The organism is Vibrio aestuarianus (assembly GCF_012395185.1).
Taxonomy (GTDB): Bacteria; Pseudomonadota; Gammaproteobacteria; order Enterobacterales; family Vibrionaceae; genus Vibrio; species Vibrio aestuarianus.
In genome coordinates this window covers 1-21,945 of record NZ_JAAZTU010000015.1, presented here as the reverse complement: position 1 = coordinate 21,945, position 21,945 = coordinate 1, and the positions used below count along the sequence as shown (strand labels likewise).

20 protein-coding genes are annotated in these 21,945 nt (G+C 42.3%); 11 read left to right on the top strand and 9 right to left on the bottom strand.

The window, feature by feature from the left end:
• Nucleotides 1–90: 90 nt before the first annotated feature.
• The 3 genes from HGG78_RS08990 to HGG78_RS08980 all read right to left on the bottom strand — a co-directional run bounded on the left by HGG78_RS08990 (nucleotide 91) and on the right by HGG78_RS08980 (nucleotide 3,666).
• Nucleotides 91–441, bottom strand: a complete 351-nt coding sequence (locus HGG78_RS08990; RefSeq protein WP_254068181.1) for a hypothetical protein — start codon at nucleotides 439–441, stop codon at nucleotides 91–93.
• Nucleotides 442–515: 74 nt separating this feature from the next.
• Complete coding sequence (locus tag HGG78_RS08985; protein ID WP_172532680.1) at nucleotides 516–1,442, bottom strand: zinc dependent phospholipase C family protein; 927 nt, start codon at nucleotides 1,440–1,442, stop codon at nucleotides 516–518.
• Nucleotides 1,443–2,664: 1,222 nt separating this feature from the next.
• Nucleotides 2,665–3,666 carry a DMT family transporter gene (locus HGG78_RS08980; protein ID WP_171980397.1) on the bottom strand — a complete coding sequence of 334 codons (1,002 nt, stop codon included), beginning with the start codon at nucleotides 3,664–3,666 and terminating at the stop codon, nucleotides 2,665–2,667.
• Between the two features lie 91 nt (nucleotides 3,667–3,757).
• On the opposite strand from HGG78_RS08980, the gene HGG78_RS08975 reads away from it, so the two are divergent.
• Entirely contained in the window at nucleotides 3,758–4,684 is a 927-nt protein-coding gene (locus HGG78_RS08975) for a LysR substrate-binding domain-containing protein (protein WP_172532679.1), read from the top strand.
• Between the two features lie 302 nt (nucleotides 4,685–4,986).
• Entirely contained in the window at nucleotides 4,987–5,781 is a 795-nt protein-coding gene (locus tag HGG78_RS08970; protein ID WP_053312042.1) for a siderophore-interacting protein, read from the top strand.
• A 34-nt stretch (nucleotides 5,782–5,815) separates the two neighbouring features.
• Here HGG78_RS08970 and phnR read toward each other — a convergent pair whose 3' ends face one another.
• Both phnR and yjjG read right to left on the bottom strand, forming a co-directional pair.
• Nucleotides 5,816–6,520 carry a phosphonate utilization transcriptional regulator PhnR gene (gene phnR, locus HGG78_RS08965; protein WP_171980400.1) on the bottom strand — a complete coding sequence of 235 codons (705 nt, stop codon included), beginning with the start codon at nucleotides 6,518–6,520 and terminating at the stop codon, nucleotides 5,816–5,818.
• 135 nt (nucleotides 6,521–6,655) lie between these two features.
• The gene (yjjG, locus tag HGG78_RS08960) at nucleotides 6,656–7,330 is read right to left on the bottom strand and encodes a pyrimidine 5'-nucleotidase (RefSeq protein ID WP_172532678.1); all 675 of its coding nucleotides are present in this window, start codon (nucleotides 7,328–7,330) and stop codon (nucleotides 6,656–6,658) included.
• A gap of 254 nt (nucleotides 7,331–7,584) precedes the next feature.
• On the opposite strand from yjjG, the gene HGG78_RS08955 reads away from it, so the two are divergent.
• The gene (locus HGG78_RS08955) at nucleotides 7,585–9,333 is read left to right on the top strand and encodes a formate--tetrahydrofolate ligase (protein WP_172532677.1); all 1,749 of its coding nucleotides are present in this window, start codon (nucleotides 7,585–7,587) and stop codon (nucleotides 9,331–9,333) included.
• 136 nt (nucleotides 9,334–9,469) lie between these two features.
• Nucleotides 9,470–10,603, top strand: a complete 1,134-nt coding sequence (msrB, locus tag HGG78_RS08950) for a peptide-methionine (R)-S-oxide reductase MsrB (protein WP_172532676.1) — start codon at nucleotides 9,470–9,472, stop codon at nucleotides 10,601–10,603.
• A gap of 81 nt (nucleotides 10,604–10,684) precedes the next feature.
• Here the strand turns inward: msrB and folE are convergent, their stop codons facing one another.
• Complete coding sequence (gene folE / locus HGG78_RS08945; protein WP_053312037.1) at nucleotides 10,685–11,338, bottom strand: GTP cyclohydrolase I FolE; 654 nt, start codon at nucleotides 11,336–11,338, stop codon at nucleotides 10,685–10,687.
• A 152-nt stretch (nucleotides 11,339–11,490) separates the two neighbouring features.
• Between folE and moeA the strand changes: the two genes are divergently transcribed.
• The 3 genes from moeA (at nucleotide 11,491) to HGG78_RS08930 (ending at nucleotide 14,466) form a co-directional block, all read left to right on the top strand.
• Nucleotides 11,491–12,726, top strand: a complete 1,236-nt coding sequence (moeA, locus tag HGG78_RS08940) for a molybdopterin molybdotransferase MoeA (protein WP_172532675.1) — start codon at nucleotides 11,491–11,493, stop codon at nucleotides 12,724–12,726.
• An 8-nt stretch (nucleotides 12,727–12,734) separates the two neighbouring features.
• Complete coding sequence (gene moeB / locus HGG78_RS08935) at nucleotides 12,735–13,496, top strand: molybdopterin-synthase adenylyltransferase MoeB (protein ID WP_053312035.1); 762 nt, start codon at nucleotides 12,735–12,737, stop codon at nucleotides 13,494–13,496.
• A 139-nt stretch (nucleotides 13,497–13,635) separates the two neighbouring features.
• Nucleotides 13,636–14,466, top strand: a complete 831-nt coding sequence (locus HGG78_RS08930) for a sulfurtransferase (protein WP_171980413.1) — start codon at nucleotides 13,636–13,638, stop codon at nucleotides 14,464–14,466.
• Nucleotides 14,467–14,540: 74 nt separating this feature from the next.
• Here HGG78_RS08930 and HGG78_RS08925 read toward each other — a convergent pair whose 3' ends face one another.
• Nucleotides 14,541–15,539: a sugar-binding transcriptional regulator gene (locus tag HGG78_RS08925; protein ID WP_168524617.1), complete on the bottom strand. Its 999-nt coding sequence runs from the start codon at nucleotides 15,537–15,539 to the stop codon at nucleotides 14,541–14,543.
• 457 nt (nucleotides 15,540–15,996) lie between these two features.
• Here HGG78_RS08925 and tal point away from each other — a divergent pair, with 457 nt between their 5' ends.
• Nucleotides 15,997–16,947: a transaldolase gene (tal, locus tag HGG78_RS08920; RefSeq protein WP_053312033.1), complete on the top strand. Its 951-nt coding sequence runs from the start codon at nucleotides 15,997–15,999 to the stop codon at nucleotides 16,945–16,947.
• A gap of 78 nt (nucleotides 16,948–17,025) precedes the next feature.
• A complete protein-coding gene (gene tkt, locus HGG78_RS08915) occupies nucleotides 17,026–19,020 on the top strand; it encodes a transketolase (protein ID WP_172532674.1) in 1,995 nt (664 codons plus the stop codon).
• A gap of 91 nt (nucleotides 19,021–19,111) precedes the next feature.
• Here tkt and HGG78_RS08910 read toward each other — a convergent pair whose 3' ends face one another.
• Complete coding sequence (locus HGG78_RS08910; RefSeq protein WP_172532721.1) at nucleotides 19,112–19,726, bottom strand: OmpA family protein; 615 nt, start codon at nucleotides 19,724–19,726, stop codon at nucleotides 19,112–19,114.
• Nucleotides 19,727–19,880: 154 nt separating this feature from the next.
• On the opposite strand from HGG78_RS08910, the gene HGG78_RS08905 reads away from it, so the two are divergent.
• Entirely contained in the window at nucleotides 19,881–20,507 is a 627-nt protein-coding gene (locus tag HGG78_RS08905) for a thiol:disulfide interchange protein DsbA/DsbL (protein WP_172532673.1), read from the top strand.
• 16 nt (nucleotides 20,508–20,523) lie between these two features.
• Nucleotides 20,524–20,997, top strand: a complete 474-nt coding sequence (locus HGG78_RS08900; RefSeq protein WP_168524613.1) for a BamJ family beta-barrel-assembly machinery protein — start codon at nucleotides 20,524–20,526, stop codon at nucleotides 20,995–20,997.
• Between the two features lie 31 nt (nucleotides 20,998–21,028).
• Here HGG78_RS08900 and HGG78_RS08895 read toward each other — a convergent pair whose 3' ends face one another.
• Entirely contained in the window at nucleotides 21,029–21,643 is a 615-nt protein-coding gene (locus HGG78_RS08895) for a beta-phosphoglucomutase family hydrolase (protein ID WP_172532672.1), read from the bottom strand.
• Between the last annotated feature and the right edge of the window lie 302 nt (nucleotides 21,644–21,945).

The following is a 21,945-nucleotide window of genomic DNA, read 5'->3' as shown; positions in this document are numbered from 1 at the left end:
AATTTGGTCACCTAGTTAGAGGTGATATCATCACCTGATGACCGATTTCACTTATCCACTACATAACGAAATCATGCCTCTAAGCAGTAATTAGTTGGCGCAAATTTCAGCCGCATTAAGTTTGATTTTACAGGTGTTTGGCTGTGGGGAGTTCCAGTAAATTCTGTCAAATGCAGCGTTACAACCGACATCTTCCATTAGTGCGATGTTGCCATCACATATCAGCATTACTGCATTATCATCTTGGAATTCTGAAAGAATTCGATAATCAGAAATGTTCGCCTGTTTCGCCAGTTCTGGGAGTTTAGCTAGTTTTTCGGAGTTTGAAGAAGTCGCATTTTCTATGATCTCGTCACTTGTTAGACCTATGGTATCACCAAACTTGAGTTCGCCATCAATAGCTTGAGTAACATCCTTTAAAATAGAAGCTATGTCATACATTCCTTCTTCTGAGTACCTTGCATGAGTCGCGCACGAGGTCAACGTTAGTAGAAACGCTATAGTAGTGAATAATCTCATTGGATTCCCCAAGCAGTAAGCAGTCCGTGTTCACAACGGCCAGTATCTAAATTCCAATTCTTGAAAAAGCCTGTTGACTGATTTTCATAGACAGAACTTGCAGTTTGTTCCCAGAACAATTGGATAGTTTCAATTGCTTTATCAAAAACCTCGTCATAATGTTTACGGCCATGCGGTGTTTCTAGATTTTGAATAAAGTCAGCATTCACCTCATTTTGAAGTGGATATGTTAGCCCTTGCTTTGATGCGACATGCCTTGCCCAAGGAAATAAGCGATGTGACTCTTCAGCATTATCTACAACCAATTGGAAACCGCTATGCCAAGCATTAATGTCTGGCTGGCACTCTTCTGCATAAACAGGATAAACGAATGAGAGAGCGTTATTCCAAATATTTTTGATAATCGGGTCTATCAAATCATCATCATTACTATCTACACAGCTGCCAATGTTTTCCTTTATTCGATCAGCGAAACCAATATCGCCAAGCTGCATTCTGGAGGGCCAGATATAGGCATCCTGATTCATTTCACAGACCCTATGATCCTTTGCATTTTCGGCATAAGGCCCAACTTTCATTTCGACGACAGGATGAATAGTAATATCAGCAGCTACATGTGCAACAAAACCACATAGCCAAGCAAAGGCTTTTTCTAGGTGTTCGCTATCTACAGCCTTTACCTGAGCAACTAGAGCATCTATCAACTTGCCAACGTCGTTGTAGTGCATTTCATCTGCCCACTTATTTTGTGCAGAGTCCATGATAGCTAGATAAGGGTAGTCAGGGCTTACACAACCGAGCTCTAAGTACTTTTTATTTTGGGCTAAGGCCTTTTTAGCATCTCGGGGCATATTTAAATGGCGCAAAGCATTGTTTGCAGAGGCCACGTTTACTGCTGTGATGTGAGCAAAAGCACCTGGCATTATTAGCTCCATTTTTTAGTGTGAGAATACTGAGTTTACTATGTATGAAATATGCTATTTGCGACTTAAATCTTAATAAAGGCATATACTTATGATACAAACTATTTCCCTCGACTATCATTGTCGATGCATAGATTGCTGATCGGTATCGACACTTTCTAGCACGAAAGTACCCCTAAATGATTCACCCAAAAAAGTTTGCGAAAAACATCAGATTAAATGCAGTCAAAGAGAAAAGTATCAGATTTAGGCGCTAGTTTAGGAAAAACATCAGAATAAATGCAGTCAAAGGGAAAAGTATCAGATTTAGGCGCTAGTTTAGGAAAAACATCAGAATAAGCGGTTTGAAAGATAGAGCCACAGCCAACATGGTATCAATTACAAGAGAAAGGCCAATTCAACTAGCCAGAGGTATACAGAAGAAGATTCGACTCATAATTCATTAGATTTTCTTTTCATTAATTGAAGATGAATTTTGATGAACTTTTATGTTAACAATTGTAAACAATTGATAAATTAAACAAAATATCTTCATACTTAGAATCGTGTCATTAGTTAATCTTGTTGTTTTTGATAAGTGCGATTGCTGAGAAAATTGAATGACCACTCACTGGATCAACATTATTGCGTTAGGTAGTGTTATTCGATTGTGAAATCGTCATGATGGTATTTCCGCACGTGACGGAAGGAACCCACTCTTGTAGTTTCCATCTTGGTTAGCGCTACAATTATCAAATCAGACTCCCAAGTTGCAAAAGGTTTCCAACTTAGTTATCTCAATTAACGATTAGAACTCATTGATAGTAAACGAACCACAGTTTCCATCTTAGTTATCTGTGATCAATTGTTTGATCACAGATAACCAAGTTGGAAACTAACTTGAATAACAAAAGGCGAACCATTTGGTTCGCCTTTTCTAATCTTGGACAATTCAATTGGTATAGAGCGCTTTATTTCTATACGCTAGACTCGAAATATACATATCCCTTTAACTCCGGATACAATGAAAGAAGCAAATCAAGTTGAGCCGAGAAAGAAACGACAATCTTACTCAATGTCAGACGCTCAAGCGTTCTCGGAAAAGGTTAATCGGTTTGTGAAAATGATAGACTCTCGTCAACCAAAGGGTTGTGATTTAGGGATGACAATAAAAAGCAAGACCTGGCCCTGATTGTTTTTAAACAATAAACACGCTCATTGTTCTAGACTTCAGGCTCAATGATCAACTTTTAGCGGCAATGCCCGCAACACTCGCAGTGCTTAGCAATTTCTGCTGGACTTTCGCTTTACTATGTCTTTTAGCTAATAACGTGTTGGTTACGCTCGCCACGATAATCAAATTAATTCCAATAAGCTGCTGAGTAGAAAACACATCATCAAAGAACAAGCCCTGCCAAAGTGCGCTAAACAGCATGTTAGTAAAGATAAGTGGTGCCAACTGGGAACCGCTGTCTGCCAACTTATATGCTTTGGAACGGAAGATTTGTGTATTAATGGTAAACAGCGCCAGTCCGAGAGCTCCGAGAGCAATCCACTGCAAGTCATCAAAAGACAACAGCTCTAATAAGGTGCTTTTGTCTGCACTCTCAAGCACATTCGGTATTGTTGATACTGCTGTGAACAAGAGCATTGGTATTACAATAATTGCCGCAACTAAGAAGGTCCACGCGTTAAGCTCTGCTGGTGTCAGACTTGTTTTGGACGCTCGGTAAAAGCTCACTTGCGAACCAGAGTTAAACATCCCTGAAAGAAGTCCAAGCAAAAGCGCAGGTCTAAAGAAGCCCAAACCAAGTTCAAACTGCGACCAATCCCCAGCCATCATCACTACGCCGATAAAAGTGATCACTAAACAGACTATCGTCGTTGTATGAATCTTGGTTTCAAATATTAATTTTTCTAACAACGGAATAAACAAAGGGCCAGTACTAAACAACACCACTCCTTCAACAAGCGTTAAGGTTTGCAGTGACGTAAGGAAACACCACTGACATGCCACTATAAAGATCGCTCGCATCACCAAAGGTCTCCACATTTCTCGCGTCGGTTTGTTAATTTTGTAAAAGGCCAGAAAAAGAAATAGAAGCAGACTGGGTAACAAAAAACGAACAAAACTGAGTAACGAAGTGGACATCGCTTCAGATAGATACTTGGCCATCAAACCACTTAAAGACAAACTGAATGTCGACAACAACATGAAAATCGTCGCCTTGGTAATATCAGACATAATTATCACCTCCTATGACATCTATTTTAGAAGCGTGACGTGATCAAAAATAGCGAGTAATATTAACCACAACTGTAAGGAAAACTTACCAATGAAAAAGCTCATCCCACTCAAATCCGTTTATGCTTTCGTTGCTGTTGCTGAAACTGGCAGTATGACCGATGCTGCACGCGTCTTGTATGTTAGTCATTCTGCAGTAAGTCAAGCCATAAAATCGTTGGAGCAACTGGTCAACAAACCGCTGTTTCAACGAGTTGGTCGTCGGGTCGTTCTTAATGCCGCAGGTAAGCGATATTATCGAAAGGTCGCACCAGCACTTGAGCAAGTGATAGAGGCGACCGAAGAACTCGCTAGAACGCCTAACGACCACCGCATTACCCTTAACATGGTAAATTCACTCGCCATGCATTGGTGGATCCCACGAGTTCCCGACTTCCAAGCGTTCGCTCCTTCTCTGGATATCCGTATTTCTACGTTAACTGGCCCTTTCGATATAGAGCAGGAAGGCGTCGATATCGCCCTCGTGCATGGCAAGCCAAATGAGTGGGAACAATATTACAGCGAGAAACTGGGCGACGATGATCTGGTATTGGTGTGCAGCCCTGCCCTATTGAAAAACCAGTATGAATTAAGCGTTAAGCAACTCGTCAAACAAAACTCAACCATTGGCGTTTTTAACCTAAGGCGACAACATGACTGGCAAGTGTGGTGCGACCACCACCAAATCCCAATGCCCACATTCCATAGCAACCTGACATTCGACGTATCCATTCAAGCGGTACAAGCTGCAGTCCGTTCATTAGGCATGCTGGTTACGCATCGCTTATTTGTGAAAGATGACATCAGCCACGGCATGCTAGTTGAGCTTGGCGAACCCGTAGCTAACCCACACCAAGATTTCTATTTTGTTTGTCCCAAAAACAAATTAAAACAAGAAAGTGTACTAAAACTGAGAGCATGGTTGAGGCGTGAATTCACATGCTCAGAGACAACGCTGCGCGATGATGCTCAAAAATAAGGCCAAACTATCAATCAAAAGCCACATGCAGGGGCATATATGGTCCCGATGGTTTTCCTCTAAAGAAAAGATTGCATGAGGAACTAGTTTCTAACTTGGTTATTTTTGAGGAGTATTCCAGATGGTTGATTTAGAAACTAACCTGAAAAAAGCCTTTGATTCTTAGAGGCTTTTTTCTATTCATATATGACGATTCATTTAATAAAAGTAAATTAACGTAAATGATATCTATTATCATTGATAAGTGGTGCAACTCAGGATATGGTGACAAGATAATTAATCTAAATGATGGTATCAGCCCAATGCTAGAGAAAGAAAAAAAGCCAACTCGAAACTTCTACTCACTCACAGTCATTCAATCTCAACAAATTTCACCGTCTATGCAACGCATTACTTTACAGAGTGATGATATTGCACACTTTGGTAGCGAAAGCGAAGGCGGCTATATAAAATTACTGTTCACCGATCATGGTGATACGAATATTGCATCAATTTCACCGCAGCAACGCCCAGTCATGCGTACTTATACAATTCAGCACTTCAACGCCGAAAATAATAGTATTGAGGTTGATTTTGTTCGTCATATTACTAAAGACTTACAATGCGGTTTTGCAGCAAGATGGGCGATAACGACAAAGGTTGGAGACACCATATCCATTGCAGGACCAGGTAAAAGCCAAGGCATTAATACGGCTGGTGATTGGTTTTTCCTCGTCGCTGATATGACAGCGATTCCAGCCCTAGCCTCGCAAATTAAATTATTGCCTAATAATGCCAAAGGATATGTTGTGATTGAGGTTGACCACATTGATGACAAGCGTGAATTGGCTGTCCCCGAAGCGATTGAAATTGATTGGGTAGTTAAAGATCAAACATCCAATTTAACGCAATCCGTTATTTCTAAGCCTTGGATCGGCGACAACGCTTCAGTTTGGTGTGCTTGTGAATTTGATACCATGCGCTCACTTCGTCAGTATTTCCGTAATGAGAAAGAAGTAGAAAAAGAAAACATTTACATTAGTAGTTATTGGAAACAAGGCGTCAGTGAAGATGGGCATAAACAACTAAAACAAGATGATGCCAAAACTCAGTCATAACTTCATGGTAAAAGCTAAAATTATTGATACAAGGTTAGCCAATCAGTTTTACTGATGATTCAATACAGATAGCATCATGTCGCCAATATTCGATACAGCCATCAATTACCTCTCCTTGTTGGTTGTAATTGACTCGCTTAATAAGCATTGCCGGTGTTCCTGAGGTTGCTCGCAAAGCGTGGGCGATATTGCCAAGCAATGAACTTGTCGTCATCTTGTAGCTAACACTATGATATTCAACGCCGAAGGTTTCTTTATACAAACTTGTCAGTGATGGGGATAAATCTAAGCCTAGCAAATTAGGGAATTTATCAGGACAAACGTAATTTGTTACGTAAGCGACCGGACGATCTTCTAGATAGCGTACTCGTTCAATCTGATAGATATCTGAAAAAGGTTTTAATGCTAATAGCGCTGTTGCTTGCTTATTGGCCAGTACCGATTTCGAATGAAGAAGTTGAGTTTTGGGTTGACGATTTTGTGCTAATGCTAGCTTGGTAAAGCTTAAAGATTGCGCGGGATCGTAACGCAATGGCTGTGGTGAGATAAACCAGCCACGGCGATCCTCGCGATAAATCTTACCTTCGGCTTCAAGTAATGACAGTGCCTCACGTAAGGTTACGCGGGTAGTATCAAATGACTCTGCCAGTTTCCGTTCCGCAGGAAGCTTCTGACGTGGTGTCAGCATACCTGTCTCAATTTGCTCAACAATCACATCTTTGATTTTTACGTACTGCACCAACAATCCCTTGCTTTATGTACGGCGGTTATACCTGTCGTATTACATAACTTGCCAAAATAAAGGTGCTTGATTAGCTCAACCACCTGAAAACTAAGCCATACCATCAACAGACGATCTTATCATTTAGTGCTATTACGCGATAAGAATTTCTTTAAGCTCATGCAATGAGCGCACATTATAATGTGGTTCTATACCATCAATATCAGAATGACCAACGGTATTGAGCCAACAGGTTTCAATACCAAATTGAAGACCACCAAGAATATCGGAATGCGGGTTATCCCCCACCATCAGTACTTTACTCTTGCAAGGGTTACCCATTTTTTCTAACGCATGAGCAAAAATTCCGTTATCGGGTTTGGCTATACCCACTTCTTCGGAAATAATTACATGTTCAAAGTAATCCGTCATACCTGTTCTCTGCAAACGAATCGCTTGTAACTCTGTAAAACCATTGGTGATGATACCAAGTTTTGCCTTACCTGTTAGTGCTTCTAGTAACTCTTTAGCACCAGGTAATGGCGTGCAAATATCTGCCATAGCTTCAAGAAATGCACTATTAAGATCAACTGTCGTGGTTTGCAGTTTTTCGGCCCAAGCTTGAAAGCGAATATGCTTGAGATCGGCTGCATTAATCACTCCATTTTGATAATCAACCCAAAGAGGTTTATTTACCTCTTGGTACTTGGCAAAGTCAATTTCATCAAAAATCACTCCCTTGCGTTCAAACATTAGCTGCATACCTTTGAAGGCGTCGAAATGAAACAAAGTCTCGTCAGCGTCAAATAAAATCCAATCGTATTTCATGGTATATCCCTTAGTAACTTGCGCGCAGTGTAAATTGTTTTTGAATCTACGACAAACTGAACAATACTCCGTTACTTCGGATATCAATAGATACGTAAAACCAGAAGCTTAAGTTGATCAAAATCAGCATTGCGTTAGAATTTAGCATCAATCGAATATTCGACCACCCATAATACTTTACAACAAACATTTTGACGTTAGTATCGCGACGCAAACGTTTTCCTCACCTATTAATGACTTCCGATGAGGGTTTTATGCTGCCAGACATTGAAATTTGCCGTGCAACTAAATTGACACAGATTGATGCTATTGCTGCTAAGGCAGGCCTAGATCCGACTGAATTCCATAGCCAAGGACGTTTTAAGGCTAAAGTTTCTCTTTCTTGCTTAGATAGACTTCACACTCATCCTGAAGGTAAATTGGTTGTTGTTACCGCTATCACTCCAACTCCCTTGGGCGAAGGTAAAACAGTCACCACTATTGGTCTATCACAAGGGATCGCGAAATTAGATCACTCTGTCATGGCATGTATTCGCCAACCTTCTATGGGGCCAATCTTTGGTGTGAAAGGCGGAGCCGCTGGCGGTGGTTATTCTCAAGTTGCACCAATGGAAGAGTTAAATTTACATCTAACCGGTGACATTCACGCAGTCACGGCTGCGCATAACCTTGCCGCTGCCGCAATAGATGCACGGATTTATCACGAGCAGCGGTTAGGCTATGAAGATTTTGAACAACGTACAGGCATGAACGCACTGAAGATTGACGCAAGCAAGGTCGTCTGGAAACGCGTCATGGATCATAATGATCGTGCACTTAGGATGGTCACAGTCGGTCAAAATGAAAGCGGTAAAACCATCAATGGTTATGAGCGGCAAGATGGGTTTGATATCTCTGCCGCATCAGAGCTGATGGCCATTCTCGCCTTAGCGGAAGACTTGCGTGATTTACGCCAACGTATTGGACGCATCGTGGTTGCTTATAATTTAAATGGTGACCCTGTAACCACAGAAGACTTGCAAGTAGCTGGCGCAATGACCGTTAGTATGAAAGAAGCGATTGAACCAACGCTCATGCAGACTTTAGAAGGTGTCCCTACCCTTATTCATGCTGGTCCTTTCGCCAATATCGCCCATGGCAATTCGTCAATTATTGCGGATGACATTGCTACGCGACTTGCTGAATTCACCGTCACTGAAGGTGGCTTTGGTTCAGATATGGGCTTTGAAAAAGCGTGTAATATTAAAGCGGCAACATCAGGGAAAGCACCTGATTGCGCAGTCATTGTAGCGACATTACGTGGGCTAAAAGCTAACTCTGGTTTGTATGAACTTCGCCCCGGACAAGCTGTTCCTGACTCGCTATTTGAACCAGATCAAGCTGCACTCATGGCTGGCTTTGATAATCTCAAATGGCATATCAACAACGTCAATAAATATGGTGTTCCTGCGGTGGTGGCTATCAATCGCTTTCCACAAGATACTCTGGAAGAAATCGAACAACTAACCGCTCTGATTCAAGCCTTACCGAACAACGTTGAAGTAACATTGAGCGAAGGTTTCGCGCTCGGTGGAGAAGGTACAACAGATCTTGCAAACAAAGTGATCGAACAATGTCGCAAGCCAAATCAATTTACTCCTCTCTATCGCTCGCAAGATTCGATTGAAACCAAACTCAACGCAGTGGCTCAAAAAGGGTATGGTGCAGCGGGAATTACATTAAGTGAGGTAGCCAAAGCACAAATGCGTGCATTCCAAGCTCACGGTTATGGTCATTTAGCGGTTTGTTTGGCCAAAACTCCTTTATCTATTTCTACCAATGCAGCCATTAAAGGTGCTCCAAAAGAGTTTGATGTTCCTATTCGAGAACTTAGATTATGCGCAGGTGCTGGTTTTATTTATGCGCTATGCGGCAATGTTATGACCATGCCAGGACTCCCTGACAAACCCGCCTTTATGGCATTGGATATAGATCAGCACGGCAATATCATCGGTCTTAATTAATCACTAAGTTAGCTTCTGGAAAGTCACCCATTTGCAGAAGCTTTCAATAAAATTAACTATTTTTATCTCTGTGCTGTAAGTTTTTGCACTTTTTACCGTTCTTTACGTATATCAATAAAAAAAAGTAAGGTCGGTTATGAAACGTTTTACTCCCATCTTTATCTCGATAGCGTTATTCGTTCCTATCGTTTTTTCACTGTTTAGTCAGGCAGAGACTAAACCACAGAAAATGCCCAGCATTGGTAACGTCGATGTCGCCACACTCGCTGGCGGGTGTTTTTGGTGTACAGAATCTGATCTTGAGAAACTCAACGGCGTGATCAATGTCGTATCAGGTTATGCCGGCGGATCAGTGGAAAACCCGACCTATAAACAAGTTTCATCGGGTAAATCCGGCCATATTGAAGTGGTGCAAGTAACATTTGATCCTCAAGTCGTCAGCTATGAGCAGGTATTGGATCATTTTTTCCGTCATATTGATCCGACCGATGACAAAGGGTCATTTGTCGATAGAGGCCCACAATATCGCCCTGCGATTTTCTATCACAATGCAATGCAGAAGCTGACAGCAGAAACCTTCATGGCTGACATCGATAAGCTCGGTATCTATAAAAAACCGCTGAAAACAGAACTCATCCAATATACTACATTCTGGCCGGCAGAAGATTACCACCAAGATTTTTATAAAAAGAGCAAAGTGCGGTACAACTACTATCGCTACGCATCTGGGCGTGACCAATATTTAGATGAAATCTTTGGTGAAGATCGTAATGAAAATCCAAAGACATTACGTCAATTAATTGATGCAAATAAATCGGAGGCAAGCCTTAAAGTCTATACCAAACCTTCTGACAAGGAGATTCGCGCCAAACTGACAGACCTTCAATACTACGTCACCCAAGAAGAAGGCACCGAGCGCGCTTTTAATAATGAGTATTGGGATAACAAAGCCGAGGGTATTTATGTTGATATTGTCACTGGTGAACCGCTGTTTTCTTCAACCGACAAATACAAATCTGGCACTGGTTGGCCGAGTTTTACTAAACCAATAAATGAAGCATATATTGCAACGAAGACTGATTTCCGCTTAGTTTATTCAAGAACAGAAGTCAGAAGCCGTTTTGGTGATTCTCATTTAGGGCACGTATTTGACGATGGTCCTGCCCCAACCGGGTTACGCTATTGTATGAATTCTGCGGCAATGCGCTTTGTTGCAAAAAATGACATGCAAGCTCAAGGTTATAGTGAGTATCTTGCTTTGTTTGAATAAACGTTGAAATTCAATATTGGTCAGATAAATAAAAAGCCCCGAAAACTATTTCGGGGCTTTTTATTGAAATCAATGGGACACTTATCGTAAGCCGTGAAGAAATTCCGCACGAGTAGCAGGATTAGACTTAAAAATACCACCCAATGCCGTCGTCGTCGTTTCACTGGTTGCGTCCATAACACCGCGTGATTTAACGCAGTAATGCGTTGCATCAATAGTTACCGCTACATCATCAGATTCAAGTAAGGTTTGCAGTGCCACCAGAATTTGTTGTGTCATTCGCTCTTGAACTTGTGGACGTTGAGCAAAAAAACGCACAATACGATTGATTTTTGAAAGTCCAATAATCTTGCCGCGCGGAATGTAAGCAACAGCAGCTTTACCATCGATCGTTACCAGGTGATGCTCACAAGTGCTGGTTACGGTGATATCTTTCACGCGAACCATTTCACTTACATTCATCTTGTTTTCAATGACAGTAATTTTGGGAAAGTTTTGGTAATCCAAACCCGAAAAAACTTCATCAACATACATTTTTGCAATGCGATGCGGGGTTTCTTCGAGGCTATCATCAGTCAGGTCAAGACCAAGCAGTGTCAGGATCTCACGCATATGGTGTTCAATTTTTTCTTTCTTCTCTTCACGAGTTACCGCATTAGGACACATTGGCGTCTCTAAACCGCGGCTCTCTAGCGCATCTTTAACCAACTTTGCTGATTCGCTAAGACCTAACATTCCGATTCCTCTTACTTTTACCCCTTTCGGATGGCAGACAAGGATACTCGGAATTTTGAATAATTACACCCATATTTTATGGATGGTCATTCTTACCAAAAAACAATCTATGATAAGGTTATTGAAAAGAAAAACGACAATAGGATTCTAAAATGGGCTGCTGTGATGCTCCGGGCTTAATGCCTATCGAAGACGCTATGGACACAATGTTAGCGCGAATCAAACCAATTCAAGTGACACTGCAACTTCCATTAGCTGAAGCTCTTGGCTACGTATTGGCAGAAGATGTGCTTTCGCCTATTTTTGTCCCGCCTTTTGATAATTCAGCCATGGATGGGTATGCGATACGCTTGAGTGATTTAGAAAAAAATCAAATACTACCATTGGCAGGAAAATCTTTTGCTGGCGCTCCCTTTGAAGGTGAGTGGCCTGCTAATACGTGCATCAGAATCATGACAGGAGCGAAGATCCCACTTGGATGCGATGCTGTGGTTATGCAAGAAAATACCGATGTCACTGATGCTGGTATTGTCTTTAAACAGTCGGACATCAAACCACAAAACAATATTCGCCCGACCGGTGATGACATTAAACAAGGTGATCTTGTTTTAGCGAAAGGTGCTCGTTTAACACCACGTGATATTCCCATGATCGCCACACTCGGCATTAGCCACATTACCGTTTTTCGCAAACCCAGAGTTGCCTTTTTCTCAACTGGTGATGAGCTCAAACCGCTAGGGGAGTCTTTAACTGACGGACAAATATACGACAGTAATCGCTACGGGATTAAACCTCTAATTGAGAACTTTGGTTGTGAAGCGATTGACCTTGGCATCATCCCCGATTGCCCTGCAACATTAAAAGCAACGTTCGAAAAAGCCCAAAACTTAGCGGATGTGGTCGTCACATCTGGTGGTGTGAGTGTCGGCGAAGCCGATTACACCAAAGATATTTTGCAGGAACTTGGCGAGATAGGCTTCTGGAAACTGGCGATTAAGCCGGGCAAACCATTTGCGTTTGGTGAGCTTAGTAATGCTTGGTTTTGTGGTCTTCCAGGTAACCCGGTGTCAGCAGTACTAACTATGTACGTATTAGTACAACCGATGCTCGCTAAATTGGCGGGACATAGCAAATGGCAAGCACCAGAATCTATCCCAGCCATCACGAAAACGGCATTCAAAAAAGCGCCAGGCCGCACAGATTACCAGCGTGGTATCTACTCGATTGAAAATGGCAAATTCGTTGTTGAAACAACCGGTAATCAGAGCTCTGGTGCATTTCGCTCCATGAGTTTAGCCAATTGCTTTGTAGTATTAGAACGCGAGCGTGGACGAGTTGAAGTGGGTGAAAGCGTGAATATCCAACTTTTTAACTCCAGCTTGTATTAGGAGCGTTTGTGGATATTTTATCTGATGCAGAAATGTTGCGTTACAACCGACAGATCATTCTCAAGCAATTTGATTTTGAAGGCCAAGAAGCATTGAAACAAAGTTCTGTGCTCATTGTTGGTGCTGGCGGTTTGGGCTGTGCATCAAGCCAATATTTAGCAACGGCTGGCGTTGGCAGTATAACCCTCGTCGATGATGATGTAGTGGAACTCTCTAATCTACAGCGACAAGTGTTGCATACAGACAACGACATTGGCCGAAAAAAGGTCGATTCCGCTGCAGATTCATTACGAACTCTCAATCCATTTTTGGCGGTAAATACCGTTGATCAACGCTTAAATGACGAGCAGCTTGACACACTTATTGGGCAGCACACTCTGGTGTTGGATGCCTCTGATAATGTAGAGACTCGCAACCAACTCAATCGCCTTTGTTACCGAACTCGAACACCGTTGGTTTCTGGTGCCGCAATTCGAATGGAAGGACAAGTCAGTGTATTTACATACGAACACGCTGACGAACCTTGTTATCAATGTTTGAGTGCTTTGTTTGGCAATACGGCACTTACTTGTGTAGAAGCTGGCGTCATGGCACCTGTAGTGGGAATCATTGGCGCAGTACAAGCGATGGAAGCGATTAAAGTTATCGCGCACTATGGACAACCTAAACAAGGTAAAATATTGATGTTCGATGCGCTCTCTATGAGCTGGCGCGAGATGAAGCTGATGAAATTAGCGACATGCAGCGTGTGTCAGAACTCTGAACAATAACGATTAAACATGCTCGACGCCTGTTAACTACAAGGTGTTGAGCATTTTATTTTATCATCCCTTCCAAATAGCATTTCTTTTCTGCAAATTAATGAGTAAGTTAAAGCTCCTTCAAACAACAGGTCAGGATGAGCGCAATATGTCTCCATTGGTTTCCCCAAGCTGGTTAAATCAACGTTTAGCCGATGAACGCATCGTAATTCTAGATGCAAGTATTGATTTTCAAATTCCCAGTGAAACTGAAAAAGACACCGTACACACTATTCCCAATGCGCGACGTTTTGATTATGACAAAGTATTTTGTGACCTCAGCGCAACACTGCCACACATGATGCCTAACGAAGAACATTTCAATTCACAAGCGCAAGCATTAGGGATCAATAACGATTCGATCATTGTTGTTTATGATAATAGCGGGACATTTGCCTCTCCACGAGCGTGGTGGATGCTAAAAGCGATGGGTCATCAAGAGGTTTACGTACTCGATGGCGGGCTGACGGAATGGAAAATGTGTGGTCTTCCGCTGGCAATGGAATACTCACAACCTAAAATTACCGGTAACTTTTCGGGGAAACTGAATCAACACTATTTTGTCGACGCCGATTATGTGTTGCAACAGATAGATAATGAAACCAGTCAAACAATTGATGCACGCTCTAAAGCCCGTTTTAATGCCCAAGTGGCTGAACCTCGCGCTGGCATTCGAAGTGGGCACATCCCAAATTCAGCCTGCCTACCTTTTGCTGAGTTGATGATTGAACACAAAATGAAATGCATCAATGAATTAGAGCCTATTTTGAAGCAGGTGCTAAAAAGCGAACGTTCTGAATATCTTTTCAGCTGCGGCTCTGGTGTCACTGCTTGCATCGTGTTGCTTGCTGCGCATATGTGTGGTTATGAGCATTTAGCTGTCTATGATGGTTCTTGGACTGAATGGGGACAAAACGAAGCACTACCCATTAGCCAATAAAGAAGTCGTTTCCCCCGGAAAAATTCGGGGGGAATATAACTTTTTATAAACCAAGCGTGTCACTTCCAGAAAAACTAACTTTTCCCTACACCAAGTTGCATTTGTTCATCTAGGTTTAAAACGGTGAGCGCATTGCTAACACTGGTAGCAATCACATCAATGGCACCAGTACGTAGTGCGCCAAGTAACGCCAGTGGTTTACTGTTTTCAGCGGCAATAGCGATCACTTCTGCAATAGGACGAAACTCGTCAATACCCAAACCAATCACGCGGTCGCTCATTACGGTATTAGCGGCCTTACCATGAATATCAAAGAAATCGTATCCTGCAAAATCTCCAACGACTCCTTGCTGTAGGCGCGATTGAACGACTTCATCTGCCGTAAACCAACCTAAATCAACCATGTAGCTGTTTTCACTCATGTCACCAATTCCGACCAACGCAATATCCGCTTTACGTGCTAAATCAAGCGTTTGCTTAACGGTTGCATTTTGCATGAAGGCTAATTTTTGCTCTCGGTTTTCAGCATAAGCTGGCGCATACAATGTTTCAGAACTACCGCCATATTTTTTCGCCAATTGACGACAAATATGGTCCGCGTTGAACATACCGCCTCGCGGGTGGATACCGCCAATACTGCAAACAAATTTGCAGTCTCTAGGTGTGATAACACCAATATGATGCGCGACAGCGGAAACATTTCGTCCTTGGCCAACGGTAACTACCATGCCATTTTTTAATGTGTTAGTGAGATAATTCGATACTAACCCCGATACTTGCTGACGTTGCTGCTCTTCACTAGGTTGATCTAATGCAACCAAGGCGCGTTTAACGCCGAATCGTTCAATCAAACGTTGCTCTATCTTTGCGCTAAACACTGGGTGATATTTTACGGTAATTTCAACAATGCCTTCATCTCGGGCTTGTTTCAGCATCCGCCCTACTTTGGCACGTGAAATCGCAAATTTTTTCGAGATCTCTTCTTGAGTCGCGCCATCTTGGTAATAAGCAACGGATATTTCAGTGAGTAGATCGGTGTTTTCTATCGAAATATCTTGGTTTGAAGTTGTCATAATCGTTCTCGTGATCAACATTGCCAGCAGAATACAAAAATTTGAGCATCCGCTCATTGACCTAGCATATGTTACAGCGCACCCACATTGCAACTTTTGCTCATCGCCATTACATTTTCTCACACCCAAATAAATGTTATTTATGACTAAGCAAAGCTTGCTCTAACCTAAGCAAACGTTTATTTCACTACACCTCACTTCAGCCGCAAAAAAATAGTTGATTGACATCACCATAACCCTAGAAGATCGATTGACTTTCCTCGTAGATCAGATAAATATGGGCACATCATTTACTCAACGAACGATCAAATGTTCAAAGCAAATGTTCGGTCGCTGAAATTAATTGAGTTTGTGGAAAGGTTTTACGTAAAAGCGTGACTAAACTATCCACCGACCCGCTTGCAAATGCCCAGCTAATCAAAATGCTGGCGAAGCCCAAAGACATAGGATGATCGATATGAGCAATAAATTAGAGCAACTTCGTAAACTGACTACTGTTGTCGCTGACACTGGCGAAATTGACGCAATAAAAAAATACCAACCAGAAGACGCAACAACGAACCCATCTCTAATTCTTAAAGCCGCTCAAATTGCCGAGTATGCACCATTAATCGATGCCTCTATCGAATACGCAAAAAGCCAAAGTTCAGACAAAGCACAACAAGTTCAAGACACTTGTGACATGCTTGCCGTTAACATCGGTAAAGAAATCCTAAAAACCATTCCTGGCCGTATTTCTACTGAGGTAGATGCTCGCCTATCTTACGATATGGAAGGCAGTGTTGCTAAAGCACGTCAATTGATCAAAATGTACAATGATGCAGGTATCACCAACGACCGTATCTTGATCAAACTGGCTTCTACTTGGGAAGGCATCCGCGCAGCAGAAATTCTTGAGAAAGAAGGCATCAACTGTAACTTAACGCTTCTTTTCTCTTTCGCTCAAGCGCGTGCATGTGCTGAAGCTGGCGTGTTCCTTATTTCTCCATTCGTTGGTCGCATCATGGACTGGTACAAAGCAAAAGAAGGCCGTGATTTTGAAGCTCAAGAAGATCCAGGCGTAATCTCTGTAACGGATATCTACAACTACTACAAAGAGCACGGCTACAACACAGTGGTAATGGGTGCTAGCTTCCGTAACATTGGCGAAATCCTAGAGCTTGCTGGCTGTGACCGTCTAACTATCGCTCCTGCTCTACTTGCAGAGCTTGAAGCGGCTGAAGGCGAAGTGGTTGAGAAACTAGTTGACTCTAAAGGTTCTAAAGAGCGCCCAGCAGCAATGACTCACGCTGAGTTCCTATGGGAACACAACCAAGATGCAATGGCCGTAGAAAAACTAGCGGAAGGTATTCGCAACTTCGCTATTGACCAAGGCAAGCTTGAAACTATGATTGCGGCTAAACTGTAATCAGTTATAAGAATTAAAATTAGGGGAACGATTAACGTTCCCCTCTCATTTCTAAATCGACTATTTTTGGTAATTATTATGGATCGTAAACAACTGGCAAATGCAATTCGTGCCCTTAGCATGGATGGTGTACAACAAGCTAATTCAGGCCACCCTGGCGCACCGATGGGGATGGCAGACATTGCTGAAGTACTTTGGCGTTCTCACCTAAACCACAACCCACAAAACCCACAGTGGGCAGACCGTGACCGTTTCGTTCTTTCTAACGGCCATGGCTCAATGTTGATTTACTCTTTGCTGCATCTAAGCGGTTACGAGTTATCGATCGATGATCTGAAAAACTTCCGTCAGTTGCATTCAAAAACCCCAGGCCACCCTGAATATGGTTACGCACCAGGCATTGAAACGACTACGGGTCCACTAGGCCAGGGTATTACTAACGCCGTTGGTATGGCAATGGCTGAGAAAGCGCTAGCTGCACAATTTAATAAAGAAGGCCACGACATCGTTGACCACTTCACTTATGTATTCATGGGTGATGGCTGCTTGATGGAAGGTATTTCCCATGAAGCTTGTTCTTTAGCGGGTACGTTAGGTCTTGGCAAGCTGGTTGCTTTCTGGGATGACAATGGCATTTCTATTGATGGCCATGTTGAAGGTTGGTTCTCTGACGATACACCTAAACGTTTTGAAGCGTATGGTTGGCACGTTATTCCTGCGGTTGATGGCCACGATGCAGAGGCTATCAATGCGGCGATTGAAGCGGCGAAGGCTGAAACTGGTCGCCCAACTTTGATTTGTACTAAAACGATTATCGGTTTTGGTTCGCCAAACAAATCAGGTTCACACGACTGTCACGGTGCACCACTAGGCCATGATGAAATCAAAGCAGCAAAAGAATTTTTAGGTTGGGAACACGGTGCGTTCGAAATTCCGCAAGAAATCTACTCAGAATGGTCAGCGAAAGAAGCAGGCACAACTAAGGAAGCAGCGTGGGATGAGAAATTTGCAGCTTATGAAGCAGCATACCCAGAGCTTGCCGCTGAATTTAAACGCCGCGTAAATGGTGAATTACCAGCGCAGTGGGAAGAAAAAGCCAGCGCAATTATTGCCGACTTGCAAGCTAACCCTGCCAATATTGCATCACGTAAAGCGTCACAAAATGCGCTTGAAGCCTTTGGTGCAATGCTACCAGAATTTATGGGCGGCTCTGCTGACTTAGCACCTTCTAACCTTACTATGTGGTCTGGTTCTAAATCACTGACTGCGGAAGATTTCTCAGGTAACTACATTCATTACGGTGTGCGTGAATTCGGTATGACTGCCATCATGAACGGTATTGCGCTTCATGGCGGTTTCGTTCCTTACGGCGCAACGTTCCTAATGTTTATGGAATACGCACGTAATGCAATGCGCATGGCCGCTCTGATGAAAATTCAGAACATTCAAGTGTACACGCACGACTCTATCGGCTTGGGTGAAGATGGCCCTACCCACCAACCAGTTGAGCAAATTGCTTCACTGCGTTTAACACCAAACATGAGCACATGGCGTCCATGTGACCAGGTGGAATCAGCGGTAGCTTGGAAACTGGCGATTGAGCGTAAAGATGGCCCATCTGCGCTTATCTTCTCTCGTCAAAACCTAGCACAGCAAGAGCGTACCGCTGAGCAAGTGGCTAACATTGCTAAGGGTGGTTACATCCTGAAAGACAGCGATGGTAAGCCTGAGCTAATCCTAATTGCGACAGGTTCAGAAGTTGAGCTAGCAGTGAAAGCCGCAGAGCAACTAACCGCAGAAGGTAAGAAAGTACGCGTGGTATCGATGCCTGCTACTGATGCATTTGACAAGCAAGATGCCGCTTACCGCGAAGCAGTATTACCAGCAGACGTGACTAAACGTATCGCGATTGAAGCGGGCATTGCGGATTTCTGGTACAAGTACGTTGGCTTTGGCGGCAAGATCATCGGTATGACCACCTTTGGTGAGTCAGCGCCTGCTGATCAGTTGTTCGAGATGTTTGGCTTCACCACTGAAAACGTAGTGAAAACAGCAAATGAGCTGCTTGCTTAATTGACTTTAGGCATACAAAAACAAAAAAGCCCCGCTTACAATAAGTGGGGCTTTTTCATGTAATGCTTAGGATGTGTGAGAACCAAGTAAATTAATTGTTTGATACAATAAACAGTACTTCAACACGACGATTGCATGCTTTGCCTACTTTGGTTTGATTGGTACAAGCAGGAACATATTCACCATAACCACGGGTAAAAATGGAATCCATTGCAACATTATTCTTCACCAGTGTGTTTTTGACCGCTTTTGCTCGATTCATTGATAAACGGTCATTAAAATTTGCGACACCTGTACTATCGGCATGACCATCAATAACAATATCAATACTTGGCTCTGAGGCAAGATAACTACCCATCATGCTCAACCATTGCTGCGAATTAGACGAAACCTGCGAAGAACCCGTTTCAAACTTAACGGTATCTTTTAATTTCACCATAATGTGATTACCCGGCAATACTTCGTAATCCACACCATTTCTCAATAAGAAATTTTGTAATGAGTCATAGCTACCTGTACGTTGTTGACCCATTGGCCCTTGAACACCAGTCGAGGCTAGCTTAGGAGCGCTTCCCCACTCGGGATAAAGTACATCAAAATCACCTTTAGGTGCTTCATTTAATAGATTGTCACTAAACATACGATCAGTGACCAAACTTCCACAACCCGTCAACAACATTAATAATGGCAAAGCTAAATACTTCATCCGAATACCACTCCATAAACTCACTACAAAGACTATATCGGCCAACAGCGTAAAACTTTATAACTATTTGATGGTAATTTACTGATGGTTTCTGTTTTTCTTGTTATCTGAAGCCGTTAGAATGTGGCTCTTATTCTTCGACAAGAAATCTTATATGAAAAAAATCATCTTCCAATACTTGGGCTTAGTTGCAGCTTTACTCGCTATCGTCGGTTGCAGTGATAGCAATACCCCACAAGAAGGTAAGCAATATCAGCAACTGCCAGTTAACCTATCAACTTATCGTTTACCTGCTGTAACGGAAGTTTTCGCTTTAACTTGCGGCCATTGCCGTAAAATGGAAAGTGTTATCCCTCAACTAGAAAAAGCGACTGGAGAAACTTTCGGTAAATTGCATGTTACATTTAATGAAGGTGCTCAAATTGGTGCAATGATTTATTACACAGCCGTAATGCAATTAAATTCAGTACCAGATCACCAGATGATGAAAGCGCTTTTTTCTGTAGTGCAGATGGGAGAAGAGGCCACCTCAACTGAGCGTAAAAAAGCTATTGAGCTTGTATTCTCAGAGCGCAACTTAGTTAGCCCTTATGCTTTGGATGCAGAACAACAAAAACAACTGCTTCAAACAATGATGATGGCAGAAGAAGTTTCGGTGAAAGGACAAATTAACTCCGTTCCTACTTTTATCGTAAAAGGCAAATACCTTGTTATGACCTCTGGCCATAACGACGCAGATGGTATCGCCAATACCATCTCTTATCTACTGACTCAACCTTAATATAGGCTTAAAGATTATGTCTAAATTTGTATTCCCACTTATTATTTTCATACTGGCTGGTTTCTTTATCTACCGCACATGGACCAACCATAAAGCAGCGGATGAAAACTTCACCCTAGGACAAGCGTTCCTCACAGAAAACGCGAAACAAGAAGGAGTGATGATCACGGAAAGTGGCCTTCAGTATAAAGTACTGCAAGAAGGCACTGGCACCGTTCATCCTAAATCCAACAGCCGAGTTAAAGTTCATTACCATGGTACGTTGACGGATGGTACCGTATTCGATAGCTCGGTTGAGCGCAACGACCCCATTACTTTTGGTTTAAACCAAGTGATTAAAGGCTGGCAGGAAGGTTTACAACTTATGGTCGAAGGACAAAAAATGCGCCTGTTCATTCCTAGTAACTTAGGCTATGGCAAAGGTGGCAGTGGTCCTATCCCACCAGCAGCAGTACTGATTTTTGACGTTGAACTAATTGAAATTCAATAATAAATGAGCCGCGAAAGCGGCTCATTTTCGATTATAAATAGGGATAAAAAACCAACCTGCCATTTTCTACCATTACGCAATCCATACCACCAGAATGAGCGGCCTGTTTACCTAAATCGGTATCTTCAAACACCACACACTGATTCGCTTGCAACCCCAACAAACTTGCAGCTTGTAGAAAAGTGTCTGGATTAGGTTTATGGCTCTCTACGTCTGACGCCGTTACTACAGCATCAAATTTGTCTAACAATCCTGATTTTGTAAGAAGCTTGATTGCACTTTGTCTTTGGCTGCCCGTCCCTACCGCCATTTTTTTATGGCCATAAAAATGCTTAACTACATCATGAGTACAAGGAATGACCTCGCCATAGCTTTCTATTTCTGAAAATACGGTCATTTTAAAGTTGGCCACAAGCTGTGGATCAAGTCCAAGGTGGTGCTGTTTATTAATTTCCGCAACAATTTTAAAACTCGGCATACCACCTAAGCTATGTAACCATTGATGCGAAAAAGGAAATTTAAAGTGTTGCGCCGTTTGCGACCACGCTTGCAAATGGGCTGGCATGGTATCAAGTAGCGTGCCATCCATATCAAAAATCAAGCCTTGATAACGTTCTAAGTCAATGTATTGCAAATCTTCCACCATAAAAATAATAACTAAAAATCAGAATGTTATGCATAAAAAGCATGTTGAAGGTAATTTATCTTTGCCACTTCATTGCTATGCTTCAAGTTTAAACCTAACATTCTAATAACAATAAATAATAATAATTCAACTTAAGTTTATTTCACGTAGGTAAGTAATCTCATGAATATCAAACAAAAATTATATTCACTGGGTGTCGTTGCTATTGTGGGGGTGGTATCGATACTGTCAACAACCTCACATTTTGCTAAAACAACCGATGAACTCAATCAAGCTATTAATTTAGTCGCTAAACTTGAAAT